We start from the raw sequence: 19859 nt of genomic DNA on the forward strand, positions 1-19859 counted from the left end.
CCGTCAGGCCCCGAAACCGCCGTCGATGGTCTGGAACGAGCCGGTGATCATCGCGCCGTGCGGGCCGGCCACGAAGGCGGTCAGCTCGGCCACCTCGCTGGCGTGGGCGTGGCGCTTGATCGCCATGAAACCGTGCATGGCCGCGGCCATCGGACCGTCGGCCGGGTTCATGTCGCTGTCGGTCGGCCCCGGCTGGATGGCGTTCACTGTGATCCCGCGATCGCCGAAGTCGCGCGCCAGTCCGCGCACCATGCCCTGGACCGCCGCCTTGGTGAGCGCGTAGGCGGCGCCGCCCGCGAAGGGCATGCGGTCGCCGTTGACCGACCCGATGACGATGATGCGCCCCGGACCGGTCATGTGACGCGCCGCCTCGACCGCGGCGTGGTAAGGCCCGCGCACGTTGATGTCGATCATGCGGTCAACCTCGTCGGGGTCGAAGGTCAGCGGATCGCCGATCATGGCGACCCCGGCGTTGACCACCAGCACGTCCAGCGCGCCCCGCCCGGCCACCGTGGCGATCACCGCGTCGCGGTCGGCGCTGTCGGTGCGGATCGCCTCGGCCCCGGTCTCTGTTGCCAGCGCCGCGGCGGCATCGGCAGAACCGGCGTAGGTGAAGGCGACCTGCCCGCCGCCCGCCGCGAAGCGCTGGACGATGGCCTTGCCAATGCCCCGGCTGCCGCCCAGCACCAGGATGTTCTTGCCCGCGAAGTCGCTCATGATCGGTTCCTTGAATTAATGTAGTGATCGCTATATAAAATCACCCCAGGGCATCGCGCAAAGATTTTTTATAGTGACCGCTACAAAAAAATCGGAGCCGCGCGGACGGCGGCGCTCCTTCGACGTGGACGAGGCGGTGGAGACGGCGATGCGGCTGTTCCACGCCCGCGGCTACGACGCGGTCGGCGTGGCCGAGCTGGGCGCCGAGTTGGGCATCAAGCCGCCGAGCTTCTACGCCGCCTTCGGCAGCAAGGCCGGGCTGTTCGAGCGGGCGCTGCGGCGCTACGCGGCCGGCGAGGCGAACATCTTCGCGCGGGCCCTGGCCGAGGGCGGCGACGTGGCGACGGTGATCGGACGGACGCTGGCGCTCGCCGCGGCGCTCTATCCCGGCCAGAATGGGACGGCGGGATGCCTCGTGCTCGACGGGGCGCGCAACAGCGCCGACCCGGAAGCGCAGGCTTTGGCCGACGCGGCCAAACGCGAGGGTTGCGCGGCGGTCCGCGACGTCATCGCCACCGAAGCGCCGGACCGCGCCGACGCGCTGGCCGATCTGGTGGTGGTGGCGATGATGGGGATGTCGGCCGCCGCCCGCGACGGCGCGGACCGGGAACGGCTGGAGCGGGTGGCCGCCATGATGGACCGCACCTTCCGCCGGGAGCTGGCGGGCGCCTGACCGGTCCCCCCTGCGGAGGATGGTACAGGATTTCCGTCACGTCTTGGCCCTTACGGCTGACCGGCGGGCGGGGCAGGATCAGCGGCAGCCGGGAACCTCCCGCATCCCCCATGAGGACCAACCGCCATGTCCCCGCGTCTCGACTACCACGCCACCACCCCCGCCGGCATGAAGGCCCTCGCCGGCCCGCATGGCTACATCAGCCAGTGTGGGCTTCCGGTCACGCTGATCGACCTCGTGTATCTGCGAGTCTCGCAGATCAACGGCTGCGCCTATTGCATCGACCTGCACAGCCGCGATCTTCTGAAGAACGGCGTCACCATCGACAAGCTGGTTCTGGTTCCGGTCTGGCACGAGGCCGAAGCGCTGTTCACCGACCGCGAGCGCGCCGCGCTGCGCTGGGCGGAGACGGTGACGCGGGTGGCCGAAACCGCCGTCCCGGACGCGGAGTTCCAGGCGGTGTCCGCCCAGTTCTCCGAGAAGGAGGTCGCCGACCTGACGATCGCCATCGGCCTGATGAACCTTTACAACCGCCTCGCCATCAGCTTCCGCACGGTTCCCACCGCGGCCCGCTGAGCGCGGTCCTGCGGCGTCACCCGTGCCGCTGCACCAGCTCGGCCAACCGGCGGCAGTCGTCGGACAGGCGCCGTTCCTGGATGTTGGTGATTCCCAGCAGCAGCCCCCGAGGGCGGGCAGCCTCCGGACCGTCGGCGTACCAGGGCGACAGCGGCACCGGAGCGAGGCCGTCCGCCCGCGCCGCCGCGGCGATGGCGATGTCACGGCTTTCGGGCGGCAGCAGCAGGCGGACCGCCAGACTTCCCGCAGCCTCCACCGCCATCGCCTCCCCCACTCCCACGGCGTCGCGCAGCGCCGCCAGAAGCGCCTGCTGGCGGGCGGCGTAGAGCCGCTTCATCCGGCGCAGATGCCGGAAATAATGCCCGCCCGCCATGAAATCGGCGACCGCCCGCTGCATCGCCGCCGCCGGGGCCGGGGACAAGCAGGCGGCGGCCTCGCCGAAGAGACCGGCCAACCCCGGCGGCACCATCAGGAAGCCGAGCCGCAGCGCCGGGGTGATCGTCTTGCTGAAGGTGCCGGCGTGCAGCACCCGCCCATCCCGGTCGAGGGAGGCCAGCGCCGGAGCGGCCCGGCCCTTCAGTTGCAGTTCGCTGAGATAGTCGTCCTCGACGATCCACGCCCCGGTCCGCGACGCCCAGTCCAGCAGGGCGAGGCGGCGCTGCAAGGTCATGGTCACGCCGAGCGGCGCCTGCTGGCCGGGCGTCACCACGGCCAAACCCGCCGCCGGCGCCCGCGCGATCCCCGCAGCGACGTCGATCCCGGCGGCGTCCGCCGGCACGGGGACCACGGTCATGCCGGCGAATTGGAGGGCGCGGCGGGTGAGGGGAAAGCCGGGCTCCTCCATCCAGGCGGTGGCGCCGTCCAGCCGCAAGGCCCGAATGACCAAGCCCAGCGCGCCGGAATAGCCCGCCGTGATGACAATCTGCTCCGGCGTGCAGCGGATGCCGCGGGCGATGGCCAGCACGGCGGCGATCTCGCGCCGCAGATCCGGATGGCCGCGAGGGTCGGGATAGCCGACCGGGGCCGCCGCCGCAACCCGCGCCGCCCGCCCGACGATCCGGGACCACAACGTGAAGGGAAAGGCGTCCTGCGCCGGCACACCCATCTGGAAGGGCAGCGGCGCCCGCTCGACATTGGAGAACAGGTCCAGGACCGACGGAGCCTTGACCGGCCCGTCGCGAGACGGCCCCGCCATGGCCCCCTCGGCCACCCGCGTCCCCGCGGCGCCCAGGCCGACCGCAAGCTGTTCGTCGATCAGCCGCTCATAGGCCTCGCGCACCGTGCCGCGGGACACCCCGAGTTGAGCGGCCAGATCCCGCCAGGACGGCAACCGCGCCCCTCCCGGCAACCGGCCGTCGCGGATGGCATCGCGCAGGGCGGCGTGGATTTGTGCGGACAGCGGAACCTTCGCGGTCCGGCTGAGGGCGATGTCCAGAGTTTCCGGCGGCGGCAGGGGAGGCATGGGCCGCAGGATAGCGCAACCCTGACCGTCCGCAATCCACCGCAAGCCTTCCCGATTTCCCGCCGTACGCCCCTCGGCGTCCGGCGCATCGCGGACGAAAAAAAGGCCGGAGCAATCGCTCCGGCCTTGAGTCTAGGGAGGAAACGCCCCGAGAATGGGCTGGCGGAGAATAGGGGCACCCCTTTCGAACTGGTATTACCAATCAGGAATAGGTGCAGTGCAGCACCCGCATAGGCCAGGGTTGCCCTGTGAGCAACGGCGTCGCAGCTGAGCTGACCACTTCTTCCGTTCGTGGAAAGTTTAAAAACCCTAAAACCTAACGTGGTATATTCAAGGGGCTCACCCTCGCCTGCATGTGTGGAGATAGTTATGGGTCAGAAACTCGCGATTTTTGTGGCCTTTTTCTTAATATTGAGCGGCTGTGTTGCTATGACACCAGCCGCCCCAGAGGTTTCCGTCAAGGATTTCCCACAAATTGGCAAGACTGTCACTCGCGAAATTGGCGAAACAATCATTGATCAGGAAAATATTAAAGTCTTTCCTGCAGCCTATTTCAGCCACGACCTCAAATATGCCATGACTGCATTGTATGTCGGCTTCCGAAAAGATACCCCATATGTGGCAGATCAGATCATCAATGGCCAAAAAGCTTACTGCGGACAGGGATTTATTTGCGGCGGATTCAATAACGATTGCCAGGAAGGGCAGCCCGTCTGCTTTGTTAAGGGAAAATCATCGTCCCAAATTGATGTTCTGGGAAAATTTGGACTCGAAGCCATCAACATCAATCCGAACTTGATCCGGTATAGCCGCGCGGCCGCGTTCGACAGCGTTGGTTTCCGGCGCTACCTCGTCTACACCGGCAAGTCTGGGCCGGTAATTCATCTCGGATACAAGGAGCATACCAGCGAGCTCGACCGCCCGGCCTTTTCGCAGGATCTGAAATTCGATCTCTCAGAGAGTCGAGTCATCGGCTTCAAGGGAGCCCGATTTGAAATACTCTCAGCAACGAGCACCGAGATTACCTACAAGATGCTCACCGGCTTCGCGGACCGCACCGACTAATCCGCCCCGCGGCCGTGCAGGAGCATCCGCTCCCACAAGCCGCGTCCGCCATTTGAGAGCAGGCGCAAAGCCTGCTCGGACAAGCTTTAGACTCGCCGACGTCAATGGCCTTTAGACTCGCCGACGTCAATGGCCTTTCGGCATTTCCTCCGTCCTATGGTGTCCGGGTGCCGTCCCGTCGTGGAACGGGGCGATTTGTCATCCTCGGTACAGCTTCACCACCGGCGCGCGAACGCGCATAATCCGACGCGGAACTGGGGGTGCGGCCCGCAGCGGCGATGGCCGTGCGGACGCTGGATGGGGAACGACGGCATGGGATTCGGCAGGGGCGTCTGGCTGCGCCCGGTGGTCGCGCTGGTTCTCGGGATTTTGACCAGCGGGATTTCGGCCGGCGGACCCGCGTGGGCGGACCCCACCCGCTTCACCATCCTCTACGCCCACAGCACGACCGAGCTGGAGGACGTGCAAGGACGCGGCGGCATCGCCCGGCTCGCCACGCTGGTCCGGCAGGAACGGGCGGCGGGCGGCACCGTGCTGGTTCTGCACGGCGGGCAGGCGCTCGCCCCCTCCGTCCTGTCCTTCTACGACCAGGGTGCGCACGTCATCGACCTGCTGAACGGGGTCGGCATCGACGCCATGGCGGCGCTGAACCGGGAATTCCACCACGGCGACGACGTGCTGATGACCCGCGCCTTCGAGGCGAACTTCCCCATGGTCGTCTCCAACGCGGTGGACCGCCAGACCGGCAAGCCTCTGGACGGGCTGGAGGACCGCGCGATGCTCAACGCCGGGCCGGTGCGCGTCGGGGTGCTGGCCGCGACGCCGGCGCGGACGGGGGAAATCACCCGCTCGCCGCGCACCGACTTCCTGCCGCCGGGGCCGGTCCTGGCGCGCAAGGCGAAGGAGCTGCGCAACGCCGGGGCCGATCTAGTGGTGGCGCTGACCGGCGATTCCGGCGGCACCCACCGCGAGGTGATCGCCTCCGGCGCCGCCGACATCGTGCTCTACCAGGACCGCGGGCGGGTGGTCGCCGTGGATTACGACGGCAAGACCCTGAACGCGACGGTCGAGCCCCAGGCCGCCTGGGTGTTGGCCCTGGACGTCACCGCCGAGACGGTGACCAAGGAGGGCGCCACACGCACCGTGTGGAGCAGCGGCGTGCGCGCCATCGACACCGCCAGCGTTCCTCCCGACCCCACCCTCGACGCCCAGGCCAAAGCCTACCGCGCGCGGCTGGACAGCATGCTGGGCATGCAGGTTGGCCGGCTGGATGCCCCCATCGACACGCGGCGCGAGGCGGTGCGCGCCAGTGAAAACGCCTTCGCCAACACCGTCGCCGATTCGCTGCGGGAGGCGATGGAGGCCGACGTGGCGCTGATCAACGGCGGCTCCTTCCGCGGCGACCGCGCCTACGCGGCGGGCACGGTGTGGACGCGCCGGGAGATCCAGACCGAATTCCCCTTCCACGACACCGCCGTGCTGATCGAGGTCACCGGGCAGCAGCTGCGCGACGCGCTGGAGTTCGGCTTCTCCGGAATCGAGCAGTTGCAGGGCCGCTTCCCGCACCTGTCCAACGCCCACGTCACCGTCGACGCGTCGCGCCCGCCCGGCCAGCGGGTGGTGGCGCTGACGGTGGGCGGCAAGCCGGTCGAGCCGTTGGCCCGCTTCCGGCTGGCCACCGGCAGCTACCTCGCCAACGGCGGGGACGGCTATGCGATGCTGTCCACCGCCCCGCGTCTGGTGGACGACCGGGACGCCGATTTCGTTTCGACCATCCTGGCCAGCCGGATCGCCCGCACGGGCAGCTTCGCGCCGCGGCTCGACGGCCGCCTGACGGTCCAGCGGTAGCCGCGGAATGGACGCCACGCCGCCTTCCACCGACCGCGCCGAGACCGCGCCCCCCCTGCCGCGGCGCCGACGCGCGCGCGCCGGCATCGTGCTGCGCATTTCCATCGGCCTGACCATCATGACGATGCTGGTCCTGCTGGTCGGCGTCGTGTCGCTGTCCTCCTTCCAGCTGTTCCGGGGGGAGGTGTCGGTGCTGTCCACCACCACCCTGCCGAAGGTCATCACCAGCGCGGAGCTGCGCGGCTCGCTCCAGAAGCTGGTCGCCCGCCTGCCCGTCCTGGCCGGCGCGGCCACCACCCCGCAGCGCCGGGCCATCTACGACGAGCTCATCAGCGAACTGGAGTTCCTGAGAAAGCTGGTGGAGCGCATGCGCGACCTCCACCAGCAAGGGGAACCGGGTGGCGATGGCGAAAGCGACGAGCTGCGGCTTCTGGAGCAGGCCCAGTCCACGCTGCTGATCCTGGCGGCGACGGTGGCCGACCTGAACGCCGAGGTCGGGCGGCAGATCGATGCCGGCGCCCGGCAGGCGGAGGCGATCCGCGCGCTGGCCCAGCTCGCCGACGCGCTGGAGCGGTTGCCGGGGGCGGAACCCGGCACCGGCCCGGCCGCGGCGGCGCCCGGCGAGGGCGGGATGCTGGGCGCGTGGGCGGTGCGGGCGGGCGCGCTGATGGCGCGGGCCGCGGGGGCGATGCAGACCGACCATTTGAACCGGCTGCGGGGGGAGCGGCGCAACGCGGAGAACACGTTGGCCGAGCTGGGCCGGCTGGCGGCCGCCACGCCCGAGCCGGAGGGCTCCGCGATGGAGCGGATCCGGGCCGATCTCGCCACGATCCTGGTGGCGCCGGGGGCGCTGTTCGACAGCTCCGCCGAGCGGCTGCAGGCGCGCAACCGCGCCCAGGCGCTGTCCGGCCAGTCGCGGGTCCTGGTGGAGACGGTGGACCGCTTCACGCTGGCCCTGTTCGACGCCATCCACGACCAGTCCACCGACCGCACCGGCGATCTGGCGGCGATGATCCAGGAGCGCTCGCGCCTGGTGATGGTGCTGGGCGGCGCCTCCATCCTGCTGGCCATCCTGGTCCATCTCTTCTTCCGGCGCTTCCTGACCTCGCGGCTGGTGGCGCTGAACGGCGCGGTGCTGGCCCGCCTGTCCGGCAGCGACGCGACGGTGCCGGTGGAGGGCAACGACGAGATCACCGACATCGCCGCCTCCATCCGCTACTTCATCGACGAGATCGACCGGCGCCAGATGGATCTGGCCGAGAAGGAGCGGCGCTTCCGCGACCTCGTCGAGGGCTCGATCCAGGGCATCATCATCCACCGCGACTTCCGCCCGCTCTACGCCAACGACGCCTTCCTGCAGATCCTGGGCAGCAGCCTGGACCGGGCGCTGCGGGTGCGCTCGGTGCTCGACTTCATCGCCGAGGACAGCCGGCCCCTGGTCGAGGACAACTACCGGCACATCGTCGCCACCGGCCTGCCCAGCGAGCGGCGACGGCTGCGCGCCCGCCGGCTCGACGGCTCGGAGCGCTGGATCGAGCTGACCAGCCGCCGCATCGACTGGAAGGGGGAGACCGCCGTCCAGTCGATCGTCGTCGACGTGACCCGCGAGGTCGAGGCGGAGGCGGCGCTGCGCCGGTCCCGCGACGCGGCGGAACAGGCGCTGCGCGAGTTGAAGGAGACCCAGGCCAGCCTGATCCAGGCGGAGAAGATGGCCTCGCTCGGCCAGCTCGTCGCCGGGGTGGCGCACGAGGTCAACACGCCCATCGGCATCACCATCACCGGCGCCTCGCAGCTTGCCGTGCAGTTCGAGGAGCTAGCCCGCCAGATCGCCGCCGGGGCCATCAAGAAGTCGGAATTCCAACGCTTCCTCGCCGATGGCGGCGAGATGGCCCGGCTGATCCTGTCCAACAGCATGCGCGCCGCCGATCTGGTGCAGAGCTTCAAGATGGTCGCGGTGGACCAGTCGAGCGACGAACGCCGCCGGTTCGAGCTGAGGACCTACATCGGCGAACTGCTGCGCAGCCTGCGCCCGACCTACAAGGACGTGGCCGGCCTGGACATCGGGGTGGACAGCCCGGACGAGCTGGAGTTGGACGGCTATCCCGGCGCGCTGTCGCAGATCCTCACCAACCTCGTCCTCAACGCGCTGACCCACGCCTTCACGCCGCACCATCCGGGCCGGCTGACCATCGCCGCTCGCCTGCTGCCGCAGGATCAGGTGGAGCTGACGGTGGCCGACGACGGGTTGGGCATCCCGTCGGACATCCTGCCGAAGATCTTCGACCCCTTCTTCACCACCCGCCGCGGCAGCGGGGGGAGCGGGCTGGGGCTGCACATCGTCTACAACCTCGTCACCGGCACGCTGCGCGGCACCATCACGGTGCAGAGCATCCCCGGCGAGGGCACCCGCTTCACCCTGCGCTTCCCCCGCGTCACGCCGACGGTGGGAACAAGCGTGGGCAAGGCGGAACTGGTGTGATCCCGTGGCCTTCCGGAAAGCCCGGTCAGCGCACCTCGCCCTCGAACCAGTGACGGCCCTTGCGGTCCTCGACCTCGATCACCCAGACGTCGGGGTCGTAGCGGGTCTGGCGGGCGATGTAGGCGTCGGCCGTCGCCTCGTCCACCGGCTCGGCCCCGGTGCCGCGCGACCAGCGCAGCCGCTCCTCGTCGCGCACCTGGACCAGCACGCTGAAGGTCCGGTCCAGCCGGTTCAGTTTCAGGATGACCGTGCCGCGGCTGGGGTCGCCCTTGCGCAGAACCATCATCGTGACGCCCTCGGCATCGGCGGCGCGGATGTGCGCCATCACCCAGAGATGCGTCGGCAGACGGTCGTCCATGGAAATCCTCGTTCCGGGAAGGTCCGGGGGCTCGCCTTCGGCATGGCCCCGGTGTAGACAACGGGCATGGCGACACTCCTGGACGTTCTCGACGCCGCCGTCAACCACCACATGGCCGGGCGCCTCGCCGAGGCGGCGCAGGATTACCGCGTCGTGCTGGCGGTGGAGCCGGCGCAGCCCGACGCCCTGCATCTGCTCGGCGTGGCGGAGGCCCAGGGCGGCGCCCATGGGGCGGCGGCGGCGCTGATCGCCCGCTCGCTGCGGCTCCGCCCCGACGCGGCGGCGCCCTGGGCGAATCTCGGCGGCGCCCTGCGCGTTCTGGGCGACGCCGAGCGGGCCGACGCCGCGTTGACCCGCGCCCTGGCCCTCGACCCGGCCTTGCCCGACGCCTTGACGAATTTCGGTTCGGTGCGCCACACGCTGGCCGACTATCCCGCCGCGCTGGCGTGGCTGGAGCGCGCGGAGCGGCTGCGGCCCGGCCATCCGGACACCGCGCTCAACCGGGGCGTCGTGCTGCGCGACGCACGCCGCTTCGCGGAGTCCGACGCCCGCCTCGACGCCCTTCTGGCGGCACAGCCCAACCACGCCGACGCGCATCTCGCGCGCGCCGTCGGCCGGCTGGTGCGGGGCGACCTGCGCGCCGGATGGGACGAATTCGAATGGCGCCCGCGCCGCCTGCCCGCCCCGCCCTGGGCCGGAGAACCCTTGGACGGCCGGCGCATCCTCCTGCACGCCGAGCAGGGCTTCGGCGACACCATCCAGTTCGCCCGCTACGCCCCGCTGGTCGCCCGCGCCGGGGGGAGGGTGATCCTGGACGTGCATCCGTTGCAGTTCCGTCTGCTGCGCTCGCTGGGGCCGGAGATCCAGGTGCTGGTGCGCGGCCCCGCGCCGGCGCCGCACGACCTCCACTGCCCGCTGATAAGCCTGCCGCGCGCCTTCGGCACCGATCTGGCGAGCATCCCCGCCCCTCCCGCCTACCTTTTCGCCGAGGCGGACGAGGTGGCGCGCTGGGGCCGCCGGCTCGCTGACATTGAAACGGGGAAGGGTTCGGGACCGCGCGTCGGGCTCGTCTGGGCGGGCAACCCGAACCACCGCAACGACCGCAACCGCTCGATCCCCGCCGAGCGGCTGGCCCCGCTGCTCGACACGCCGGGGCTGCGGCTGTTCAGCCTTCAGACCGGCGACGCGAAAGCGGTCCGGCCCGCCGCCCTGCCCGACCTGACCGCGGGCATCCGCGACTTCGCCGACAGCGCGGCCATCCTGGCGAATCTCGACCTCGTCATCGCGGTCGACACGGCGACCATCCATCTGGCGGGCGCGCTCGGCGTGCCGGCGTGGCTGCTGCTGCCCTACGCGCCGGACTGGCGCTGGCTGCTCGACCGCGCGGACAGCCCCTGGTACCCGTCGCTGCGCCTGTTCCGCCAACCCCGCCCCGGCGACTGGGACAGCGTCCTGCGCGCCGTCGCCACGGAGCTGGAGCGCTTCGCCGCCGCTCAGTTGGCGCCGCAGAAGCAGTCGTAAGGGTCGTTTCCGCAACAGCCGGAGCGCGGCGCCGCGGCCGGCAGCGCCGGCAACTCCATCGCCGGCAGGGACGCGTTGAAGGCGGCCACGTCGAAGGGCCGCGGGTCCGGCGGATCGAAGCGGAGCGGCGCGCTGCTCAGCGCGTGCCCCAGAAGGGCCGCCCCCAGCAGCGGTATCAGACATTGCTCCACGCGGTCCAAGGCGGCCTCCCCCCGGCGGCTCCTCCGCCGGCGCGCATCCCGTTTCCCTTCCCCCGTTCTAGCGCAGCCCCCGTCCGGCCACGCCCTGTCCTTTGGTCATACCGGAGGATAGGCGGAGCGACGGGAGCTTTCTTCCCTGCACCGCAAGGGCTGCTAGGCCAATTTTTCCCAGCGCGCGGCAAAAACGGGGCCGGCGCGGCCTTTTGTCAGGGTTTCCATTAGAAAACAAAGGCATAACAAGGGATACGCAGTTGGCACCGTCCTTGCTTACCCGAATGGCAACGAATTCTGCCCTTTCCGCGTGGAGATCCCTGGCCATGAGCATCTTCGGTTCGATGACCACCGCCGTCCTCGGCCTGAGCGCGCAGTCGAAGGCCCTCGGTCACATCTCTGACAACATCGCCAACGCCTCGACGGTCGGCTACAAGCGGGTCAACACCGCCTTCGAGACGCTGGTGCTGCAGTCCAACGAGCGGTTGCACGCGCCGGGCGGCGTGACGGCGGCGCCGGTCTTCATGAACAACATCCAGGGCAACCTGACCCAGGTGCAGAGCCCGACCAACGCCGCCATCCAGGGCCAGGGCTTCTTCAGCGTGTCCAAGCTCAGCCGCGGCCTGACCGGCCCCGGCCAGCAAGGCGAAACGGTGCAGACCCAGACCGGCACGCTGAACGCCGACAACGTCTACTACACCCGCGTCGGCGACTTCGAGCTGGACAAGAACCGCTATCTGGTGAACAGTGCCGGCTTCGCGCTGAACGGCTGGATCGTCGACGACGTGACCGGCCAGTTGAAGAAGGACGTGGTGCAGCCGCTCCAGGTCAACACCCTGACCGACAAGCCGCAGTCGACCAACAGCATCACGCTGGGCGCCAACTTGCCGGCCACCCCGACGCCGGGCGTGCCGATCCCGTCCTCCAGCATCCAGGTCTACGACACCCAGGGCAACGCCCGGACCATCCAGTTCAACTGGCGCCAGGACGCCTCCAACGCGTGGCGCCTGGGCATCGAGGCGCCGGGAAGCTCGACCCAGCCGGTCGCCGGTTCCTTCACCGGCGGCGCCGCCTCCATGGCGGCGGGCAGCCAGGTGGCCGGCGTGACCCCGGTGGCCCAGGTCAGCCAGGTGCTGGTCAACGGCACGACGTCCTTCCCGTCCTCGTCGGTCACAGTCAGCGGCCGCACCAACTACTATCCGGACGGCACGTCGCAGGACAACATCCGGGTCGGCGACACCTACACCCTGAACATCAACGGCAGCCCGCCCGTCACGGTCGCGGTGACCGCCGCGAACATCGCGAACTTCTCGAACTTCACGGACGTGGCGAACGCGCTGGCCAGCGCGGTCAACGCGATGGTGCCGGCTCCCTACACCGCCGAGATCGACAGCAGCGACCCGCGCAAGGTGCTGGTGAAGAAGCTGGACGGCACGCCGGTCGAGGTCAGCGGCTCCTTCGCCAACACCAAGCCACAGCTCAGCACGGTCAGCGGTCCTTCGACCAACCTGACCGGTTCGGTCAGCGGCGACCAGCGCAGCACCTTCACCTTCTCCACCGCCGCCATCGACGTGGGCGACGAGTTCCGCATCACCGTGGCGGGCAAGGAATTCAAGACGCGCGTCACCTCGGCCAACATCGGCACGCTGGTGGACATCAACGGCGTGGTCGCCAATCTGGCCAACCAGATCAACACCGCCGTGCCGTCGCTGAACGTCAACGCCCTGATCGGCACGGCCACGGTTCCGGCGGGTACGGCCAACCAGCTCGTGCTGGACGGCACCGCCGCGACGCCGACCTTTACGGCCACCTACGGCGTGACCAACGCCGACAGCCGCGACAACAACATCAGCGCCTCCACCCCCGTGGACTATCAGGCGGCGACGCCGACCATCACGCAGGCCGCCACCGCCGCCCTGCCCGAGATCACCCATGTCACCTTCCCGTCGACGGCGGCGCTGAAGGTGCCGGACCAGTACGTCGTCAACGTGCTCGGCGTCGAGTTCAAGACCACGGTCACCTACTCGAACATCAACACGCTGAAGGACATGAACGGCGTGGTGGATGATCTGGTGACGCAGATCAACAGCCAGGGGCTGGCGGTGACCGCCATGCGCAACCCCGCCTCGGGCGCCCTGGTCCTGACGGGAACCCCCGGCGCGGCCCTGGGCGTCAGCGGCAGCAAGCTGGACATCACCGGCACCGACAATGTGCGGGTCGGCGACAGCTACACCGTCCGGGTGGACGGCGTTCCCTATGCGGTCTCGGTCACCGCCGACAACATCCTGACCATGGGAACCTACGGCGGCATCGCCAACGCGCTGGCCGCCCAGATCAACTCGGCCCGGCCCCAGGCGCCGGTCATCGCATCGGTGGTCAATTCGCAGCTTCAGGTCACCGCCCGCAACCCCGGCACGTCCTTCAAGATCGACCAGGAGTACAGCTCGGGCTCGGCCTCCAACAACCAGGTGAACGGCCCGACGATCAGCGCGCCGACGGACTCGCGCGGCCAGCGCCAGGAATTCTCCTACCCGCAGACGCAGATCGATGTCGGCGACGTCTACACGGTCTCGGTCGATGGCATGCCGATCTCGGTGAAGGTGGACAAGTCGAACTACGGCAACTTCCAGGACATCAACGGCGTCCTTCAGGAACTGGCGAACCGCGTCAACGCCGCCAACCTGAACGTCGTCGCCACCTCGACCGGCGGCCGGCTGACCCTTACCCACAACACCTCGACCACCGGCAAGTTCGAGGCTAAGGCCAGCATCCAGAACGCCACCGGCAGCTCCGGCACGCTGACCGCCTCCACCACCACCTCCAACGTGGCGGGGGTGCGGCAATCGGAATCGGTGACGCTGACCGGCACGCCTGGCGACAAGGGCGCCGAATACTCGGTCCTGATCAACGGCCAGCCCATCACCTACAAGACGACGGGCGAGGAGACCTCGATGGAGACCATCGCGGCCAGCCTCGCCAATCTGGTGAACAAGGAAACAGCCCTGCCGGTGACCGCCAGCGCGGAGGGCAGCGTGCTGAAGCTGGTCGCCAAGTCGGCAAGCGGCACGGCGGCCGACCAGTTCACCCTGGAAACCGCCGCCCAGGCCGGCACCACGCCCGCGCACGTCCTGCTGAACTTCGGCACCGATCCCGGCAATGTCGGCACCATCACCAGCGTCAGCACGGCGAAGGTCGGCACCGGGACGGCGGTGACCTCCGCCAATCAGGCGGTGGGGGCGGACGCCAACGTGACCTTCACGGTGGATTACGGCTTCGGCCCGCAGCAGATCACCCTGAACCTCGGCCAGATCGGCAAGTCGGGCGGCGTCACCCAGTTCGCCGGCAACGAGATCAACGTGCGCGAACTGGTGCAGGACGGCGCCTCGCGCGGCCAGTACAAGGAGGTGGTCTACGGCGACAACGGCGACGTGATCGTGAACTACGACAACGGCCGCAGCCGCGTCATAGGGCGCATCCCGGTGGTCACCTTCAACAACCCCAACGCCCTGCAGCGCGAGGCGGGCGGCGTCTACATCGAGACGGACGACGGCGGCCGGCCGAACTTCAACGATCCCGACACCAACGGGGCCGGCGCGGTGGTCGCGAACAGCGTGGAATCCTCCAACGTGGACATCGCGGACGAGTTCACCAAGCTGATCGTCACCCAGCGCACCTACTCCGCCAACACCAAGATCGTCACGACCTCCGACGAGATGCTCCAGGAAGTCCTCGGCCTGAAGCGCTAAGCGCGCTCCTGACCACGCGGGCGGGCGCCCGATCCGCGCCCAGCCCGGCCTATCCCGCAGACGAAAGGTCCAACGACCATGTCCCTCTTCGGCGCCCTCGGCAGCGCGACGGCCAGCCTCCGTGCGGTCCAGGCCCAGGTGAAGCTGGTCTCGGACAACGTCGCCCGCGCCGACGATCCCACCCGCACCCGGCACACCGTGTCGAACGTGCTGGATTCCAACGGGTTCGTCCTCACCTCCCAGTACCGCCGCGAGGTCGATTCCGCCCTGCTCAGCCAGGTGCAGGACCTGACCGCGCGCGAGGGCTCCTCGTCCACCAAATCCTCCTACATGCAGCAGCTCGGCGACCTGCTGCGCACGACCAGCGGCAAGCCGCAGCTGAACCAATACGCCGAGGCCTTCCAGACCGCCTGGAAGGCGGTGGAGACCTCTCCGGAAAGCGAGGTCGCGCAGTACCAGCTCATCCAGGCCGCCGACACCTTCGCGCGCGAGATCAACCGCGTGTCCCAGGGCGTGGAGGACATGGACCGGGAAATCCAGGGCGACCTCAGCCAGTCGGTCGGCGAGGTGAACCGGTTGCTGAAGGAAATCGAGAGCATCAACAACAACATCGTGTCGCTGCAGGGCTACGGCTCCGCCGGCAACGAGGTGGCCGACAAGCGCGACGGGCTGATCCGCGAGTTGAGCACCTATGTCGGCGTGCGCACGATGGCCCGCCCGGACGGCCGCATCGCCGTCTTCACCCCCACGGGGCTGGCGCTGGTCGACAGCCAGGCGGCAAATCTTTCCTACGAGGGCGGCAATATCAACCTGACGGTGGGCAATCAAGTCACCAACGTCAACCAGCACCTGAAGGAGGGCAAGGTCGCCGCGCTGATGAACCTGCGCGCCGACGGCTCCACCGCCAATCCGCCGCAGGCGGCCAGCGCCGACCCGACCACCGAGGTGATCCGCAAGCTGCGCTCGCAGCTCGACGCCTACGCGCAGATGTTCACCGGTTCGACCAAGCCCGGCGAGCCCACCAGCTTCCGCGACGCCTACGACCAGGCGAAGACGGTGCCGGGCGAGGAAGGCACGCAGTTCTTCATGGGCAACGACCGCTTCACCATCCACGTGAACGAGAACCTGCTGAACAACACGAAGAAACTGAAGAGCGCGGCCGTCAAGGACGTGGTGACGGCGCTCAGCGCCACCGGCCGCAGCTTCCAGTCCGACGGGCTGAAGCTGGAGGGCGCGTCCTTCAGCTCCATCACCAGCAACATCACCGGCGGCTGGATGTCCGCGGCCAAGACCGCGATGGACAAGTCCTCCCTGGACAAGGACTCCCGCCAGATCCTGGAGGAGCGCTACCACGCGACGACCGGCGTCAACATCGACGAGGAAATCGCGAATCTGCAACAGCTCCAGACCTCCTACGCCGCGTCGGCACGGGTCATGCAAGTGGCCAACACGATGTTTGACGCGCTGGAGGCGATCGTCCGATGAGCTCCATCACCCAAGTCAGCAGCTACGCCAAGTATCTTGGCCTGGTTCGCAACCTGACCAACGGCCAGAACAAGGTGGACACGCTCTCGGAGCAATTGACCACCGGCAAGAAGTCCACCGACCTGAACGCCTATGGCGCCGAAACGCAGAAGCTGCTGGCCCTGCGGGCCGAGCTGGTCCAGCGCGAGGCCTACGTCCAGAACATCAACACCGCGTCGCCGCGCGTGAAGGCGACCGACACGGTGCTGAACAGCCTGGAGAAGCTCGCCACGGACTGGCAGAGCAGCAACCTGATGCCGTTCCAGCCGGGGCCGGCCACCGTCACCTCCGCCTTCAACAGCAACCCCGACGCGCTGAAGCTGACGGTCAACGGCGACAAGTCCACCTTCACCCAGAACGCCCGCTACACCGTGACCTCCACCCCCTCGAAGGACGGGGTCAACGGCTCGTTCGACGTGACGGTGACCGACGGGCTGGGCGGCAAGACCACCCGCACCATCAATCTGAAGACCGTGCCCCCCAGCGACGGCGGCGGCTACAACTTCAAGATCGACGGCGGCCCCGGCGGAGGCGCGGTGCTGAATCTCAGCTTCGACCAGCTCACCGCGGCGTCGAGCAGCACCTTCAACGTGAGCTGGCCGCAGGCCAACGACATGCGCGACCGGGTCGAGGGCGCGCTCCGCGACATCCAGCAGCTCCTGAACGAGCAGTTCGGCGACCGCTACCTGTTCGCCGGCTCGCGCTACGGCACCGAACCGGTCGGCGACCTGCTGGCCCAGCCGCAGTCCACCCGCGTGACGCTGAACGGGTCGATGGTCAACACCGACGACTACTTCGAGGTGTCGATCGACGGCAAGCCCTTCGGCTATCAGGTCCAGCCGGGCGATCCGAAGACCGTCACCTTCGTCGCCAGCACGCTCAACAGCCTGATCCAGTCGGCCAACCCGAAGCTGCCGATCATCGCCTCCGCCGCCAACGGCATCATCTCGCTGATCAGCGAGGACCAGAGCCGGACGTTCGACGTGCAGGCGCGCGTCCAGAACTCGATGAGCATCGACAACTCGATGACGGCGCCGACCACCACCCAGGCGGCGACACTGCCGGCACCCGCCGGCACCGGGCTGAAGCAGATCGACAGCTTCGCGCTGACCGGCGACGGCGTGGACATCGGCGACACCTACGAGATCAACGTCACCGTCGGCGACCCGGACGACCCCTTCAACCGGAAATACTATTCGGAACACCCGGACGAGCCGGAGGACCTGCCGCCCTACCAGCAATACACGGTCCGCTACACGGTCACGGAGAAAGACTACAACAACGGCGTCACCGACGTGTCGAAGGTGGCCGATATGCTGCGCGCCGAGTTCACCAAGACCAGCCCGGTGCCGCCGGTGACCATCGACCCCGCCGGCAACGGATCGACCATCCAGTTGACCAGCAACAGCACGATGGACCCCAACCATCCGTCACGCGTGCAGCAGTTCTCCACCTCGGTGCGGGCGGTCAACGGTCAGATCGACAACACCATCTCGGTCGCGACCCTGCCGTCGCAGGCCGACGCCCTGACCGACCTGCCCTATGTGGACCCGCCGGACCTGCCCTTCTACGATTCGGAATACATGTCGAACCGGAAGAACAGCAAGGCGTGGGACAAGGCGGCGGTCACCATCGACGACGGCCAGACGCTGACCTACGGCGTTACCAGCGACGACCGCGCCTTCCAGAAGCTGGTCGCCGCCTTCCGCATGGCCCACGTCGCCGCGTCCAACCCCGGCAAGTACGAGGAATACATCACCAAGTCGCGGGAGCTGATGGCCCAGGCCAAGGACGAGGTGCGCTCGGTCCACTCCAAGGTGGCCTCCGACCTCGCGACGCTGGAGGAGAAGAAGACCGCCCACACCACCGCGTCGGCCACGGTGGTGGAGCGCATCGCCGGCATCGAAGGCATCGACGAGACCGAGGTGGCGGCCCGCCTGCGCACCTCCATGAACGCCCTGGAGGCCGCCTACACGGTCGCCGGCCAGCGCCAGAAGCTGTCGCTGCTCAACTACATCAGCTGAAGGCGCAACGGTTCCCTCCCCGGCGCAGCGGAGAGGGAACCGTTGCCGAACAAAAAAAACCGGCGTCCCTTGGGACGCCGGTTTTCTTATGGGACGCGCGTGGATATCAGATCGAGATCCGCAGCGACTGGCGCGGCGGCTGGCTGTCCGGCGCGGCAACCGGGGGGGCCATCGGAGGACGGGCCGCCTGCGGAGCCGGAGCCGGCTGCCCTGGGGCGACCGTGTCGGGGCGGGCGGTCAGGCCGCTGGCCACCGACCGGTTGATGCTGATGAGGGTTTCCAGCTTCGACACGTCGAGATCGATCAGGCGGGCGACCGTCTCGCGGTCGACCAGCAGCGACAGGGCGGCGATGTTGGTCCGCACCTCCGGCGGGTGACCGCAATCCTCCTCGGTCATCGCGGCCTGGAAAATCGTCCAAAGGCGCTGGTTCAATTGCAGGGCGCCGCGAAGCGTCTCTTCGTTCACGGGGCTGCGCCCGGCATCGATCAGGCGCCGTGACGCCTCCGCCAAAGCCCAGGCCTCGACATCGCGCGGATTGTCGGAGGTCGGCTTGTTCGCGTATGTCGGTGTCGGCTTCATTCCAAACCCTCGGGACAGGCCGCCGGACAGAGCAATGCTGAATCAGGTCCGGACCAAAAGGATTGTCAGCGATCCTTCAATCCTTGTCAACTTTACGGACCTGTCTCCGGTGATTTGCAAGGATTTGTCACGACTTCGCACCGTTCCGGCGTCGCCGGACCAAGCAGTTCTCCGGCCGCCTGTTCGACCGCATCCACGGAAATGCCGTCCATCAGTCCGGTGGCCCGCGGATCGGCCTTCTGGCGAGCGAGAAGCTCGGACCGCGGAACCCGGCTGATCACGGTGCGCGCCGCCACGCCCCACGGGCCGTAGATTTCCGGGAAGCCCGGCCCGAACAGCCCGACGGTCGGCGTGCCGGCGGCGGCGGCGATGTGCATCAACCCGGAATCGTTGCCGATGTAGAGCGCCGCCCGGCGCACGCAGGCCGCCGCGGCCATGGGATCGGTGCGCCCGGTCAGGTCGATGGCCCGCTCGCCCAGTGCCTCCAGAACCGGCCGGGCGCGCTCGCGCTCCGGCCCGGCGGCCAGCACGGCGACACGCCGGCCGGACAGCCGGCCGCCGGGACCGGTCAGCCGCGCCGCCAGTTCGGCGAAGCGGTCCGCCGGCCATTCCTTGCCGGTCCAGTTCGCGGTCGGGCCGATCGCCAGGAACGGCTCCGCGCCGCCGGGCAGCAGCCGGTCGGCCTCGGCCTCGGCCGCCGCGTCGATCCACAGGCGGGGCGACGGCGGCGGGGACAGGCCGAGCACCCGCCCGATCTCCTCCACCTTGTGGAGATGCGGGGCGCGGGCGTGGAAGAACCGGCGCCGCGCCAGAACCAGACGACCGACCGCGGAGTTGCGCAGATCCACCACCAGATCCCAGCGCGTGCCGACGCAGGCGCGCCAGAGGTCGACCCAATGCCGCGCCCAGGCCCGCTTCGGCATGGGGATCAGACGCTCCAGCCGCGGAACGGAACGGAACAGCGGCGCCGGCAGCGGGCCGCAGGCGATGGTCAGCGCGGCATCCGGATGCCGTTCGCTCAGATGGGCCAGCAGCCCGGTGGAGAGGACCGCGTCGCCCAGCCGGTTGGACGTGATGAACAGGATGCGCAAGACC

The 19859-nt window shown here is 68.8% G+C and carries 15 protein-coding genes; 9 read left to right on the plus strand and 6 right to left on the minus strand.

Annotated elements, in window-relative coordinates:
- Window positions 1–3: 3 nt before the first annotated feature.
- A complete protein-coding gene (bdcA, locus tag DXK32_RS09635; protein WP_114858309.1) occupies window positions 4–717 on the minus strand; it encodes an SDR family oxidoreductase in 714 nt (237 codons plus the stop codon).
- 73 nt (window positions 718–790) lie between these two features.
- On the opposite strand from bdcA, the gene DXK32_RS09640 reads away from it, so the two are divergent.
- Together DXK32_RS09640 and DXK32_RS09645 are read left to right on the plus strand one after the other, a co-directional pair.
- A complete protein-coding gene (locus DXK32_RS09640; RefSeq protein ID WP_247877076.1) occupies window positions 791–1390 on the plus strand; it encodes a TetR/AcrR family transcriptional regulator in 600 nt (199 codons plus the stop codon).
- A gap of 126 nt (window positions 1391–1516) precedes the next feature.
- Window positions 1517–1966 (plus strand): carboxymuconolactone decarboxylase family protein, encoded by a 450-nt coding sequence (locus DXK32_RS09645; RefSeq protein WP_114858311.1) that lies wholly within the window; start codon window positions 1517–1519, stop codon window positions 1964–1966.
- A gap of 16 nt (window positions 1967–1982) precedes the next feature.
- Here DXK32_RS09645 and DXK32_RS09650 read toward each other — a convergent pair whose 3' ends face one another.
- Complete coding sequence (locus tag DXK32_RS09650) at window positions 1983–3428, minus strand: PLP-dependent aminotransferase family protein (RefSeq protein ID WP_114858312.1); 1446 nt, start codon at window positions 3426–3428, stop codon at window positions 1983–1985.
- A 369-nt stretch (window positions 3429–3797) separates the two neighbouring features.
- On the opposite strand from DXK32_RS09650, the gene DXK32_RS32075 reads away from it, so the two are divergent.
- From DXK32_RS32075 to DXK32_RS09665, 3 genes are all read left to right on the plus strand, one after another.
- Window positions 3798–4493 (plus strand): hypothetical protein, encoded by a 696-nt coding sequence (locus DXK32_RS32075; RefSeq protein ID WP_162801126.1) that lies wholly within the window; start codon window positions 3798–3800, stop codon window positions 4491–4493.
- A gap of 312 nt (window positions 4494–4805) precedes the next feature.
- Window positions 4806–6341 (plus strand): bifunctional metallophosphatase/5'-nucleotidase, encoded by a 1536-nt coding sequence (locus DXK32_RS09660; RefSeq protein ID WP_114858314.1) that lies wholly within the window; start codon window positions 4806–4808, stop codon window positions 6339–6341.
- Between the two features lie 7 nt (window positions 6342–6348).
- Window positions 6349–8820 carry an ATP-binding protein gene (locus DXK32_RS09665; protein ID WP_114858315.1) on the plus strand — a complete coding sequence of 824 codons (2472 nt, stop codon included), beginning with the start codon at window positions 6349–6351 and terminating at the stop codon, window positions 8818–8820.
- 25 nt (window positions 8821–8845) lie between these two features.
- Here DXK32_RS09665 and DXK32_RS09670 read toward each other — a convergent pair whose 3' ends face one another.
- Window positions 8846–9178 (minus strand): DUF1491 family protein, encoded by a 333-nt coding sequence (locus DXK32_RS09670; protein WP_014197577.1) that lies wholly within the window; start codon window positions 9176–9178, stop codon window positions 8846–8848.
- A gap of 66 nt (window positions 9179–9244) precedes the next feature.
- Here DXK32_RS09670 and DXK32_RS09675 point away from each other — a divergent pair, with 66 nt between their 5' ends.
- Window positions 9245–10699: a tetratricopeptide repeat protein gene (locus DXK32_RS09675; RefSeq protein ID WP_114858316.1), complete on the plus strand. Its 1455-nt coding sequence runs from the start codon at window positions 9245–9247 to the stop codon at window positions 10697–10699.
- Here DXK32_RS09675 and DXK32_RS09680 read toward each other — a convergent pair.
- Window positions 10672–10890 carry a hypothetical protein gene (locus DXK32_RS09680; RefSeq protein ID WP_247877077.1) on the minus strand — a complete coding sequence of 73 codons (219 nt, stop codon included), beginning with the start codon at window positions 10888–10890 and terminating at the stop codon, window positions 10672–10674. The two genes, DXK32_RS09675 and DXK32_RS09680, sit on opposite strands and share 28 nt — an antisense overlap.
- Before the next feature lie 326 nt (window positions 10891–11216).
- Here DXK32_RS09680 and DXK32_RS09685 point away from each other — a divergent pair, with 326 nt between their 5' ends.
- The 3 genes from DXK32_RS09685 to DXK32_RS09695 all read left to right on the plus strand — a co-directional run bounded on the left by DXK32_RS09685 (window position 11217) and on the right by DXK32_RS09695 (window position 18184).
- Window positions 11217–14636 carry a flagellar hook-basal body complex protein gene (locus DXK32_RS09685; RefSeq protein ID WP_114858318.1) on the plus strand — a complete coding sequence of 1140 codons (3420 nt, stop codon included), beginning with the start codon at window positions 11217–11219 and terminating at the stop codon, window positions 14634–14636.
- Window positions 14637–14714: 78 nt separating this feature from the next.
- Window positions 14715–16121: a flagellar hook-associated protein FlgK gene (flgK, locus tag DXK32_RS09690; protein ID WP_114858319.1), complete on the plus strand. Its 1407-nt coding sequence runs from the start codon at window positions 14715–14717 to the stop codon at window positions 16119–16121.
- Window positions 16118–18184, plus strand: a complete 2067-nt coding sequence (locus tag DXK32_RS09695; RefSeq protein WP_114858320.1) for a hypothetical protein — start codon at window positions 16118–16120, stop codon at window positions 18182–18184. Before flgK ends, DXK32_RS09695 begins: the two co-directional genes overlap by 4 nt.
- Before the next feature lie 106 nt (window positions 18185–18290).
- On the opposite strand, the gene DXK32_RS09700 is transcribed toward DXK32_RS09695, so the two are convergent.
- Window positions 18291–18764 carry a flagellar biosynthesis regulator FlaF gene (locus tag DXK32_RS09700; RefSeq protein ID WP_114858321.1) on the minus strand — a complete coding sequence of 158 codons (474 nt, stop codon included), beginning with the start codon at window positions 18762–18764 and terminating at the stop codon, window positions 18291–18293.
- Between the two features lie 92 nt (window positions 18765–18856).
- The gene (locus tag DXK32_RS09705; RefSeq protein ID WP_114858351.1) at window positions 18857–19855 is read right to left on the minus strand and encodes a glycosyltransferase family 9 protein; all 999 of its coding nucleotides are present in this window, start codon (window positions 19853–19855) and stop codon (window positions 18857–18859) included.
- Between the last annotated feature and the right edge of the window lie 4 nt (window positions 19856–19859).

The sequence above is a fragment of the Azospirillum brasilense genome, from assembly GCF_003349955.1.
Lineage (GTDB): Bacteria > Pseudomonadota > Alphaproteobacteria > Azospirillales > Azospirillaceae > Azospirillum > Azospirillum brasilense_B.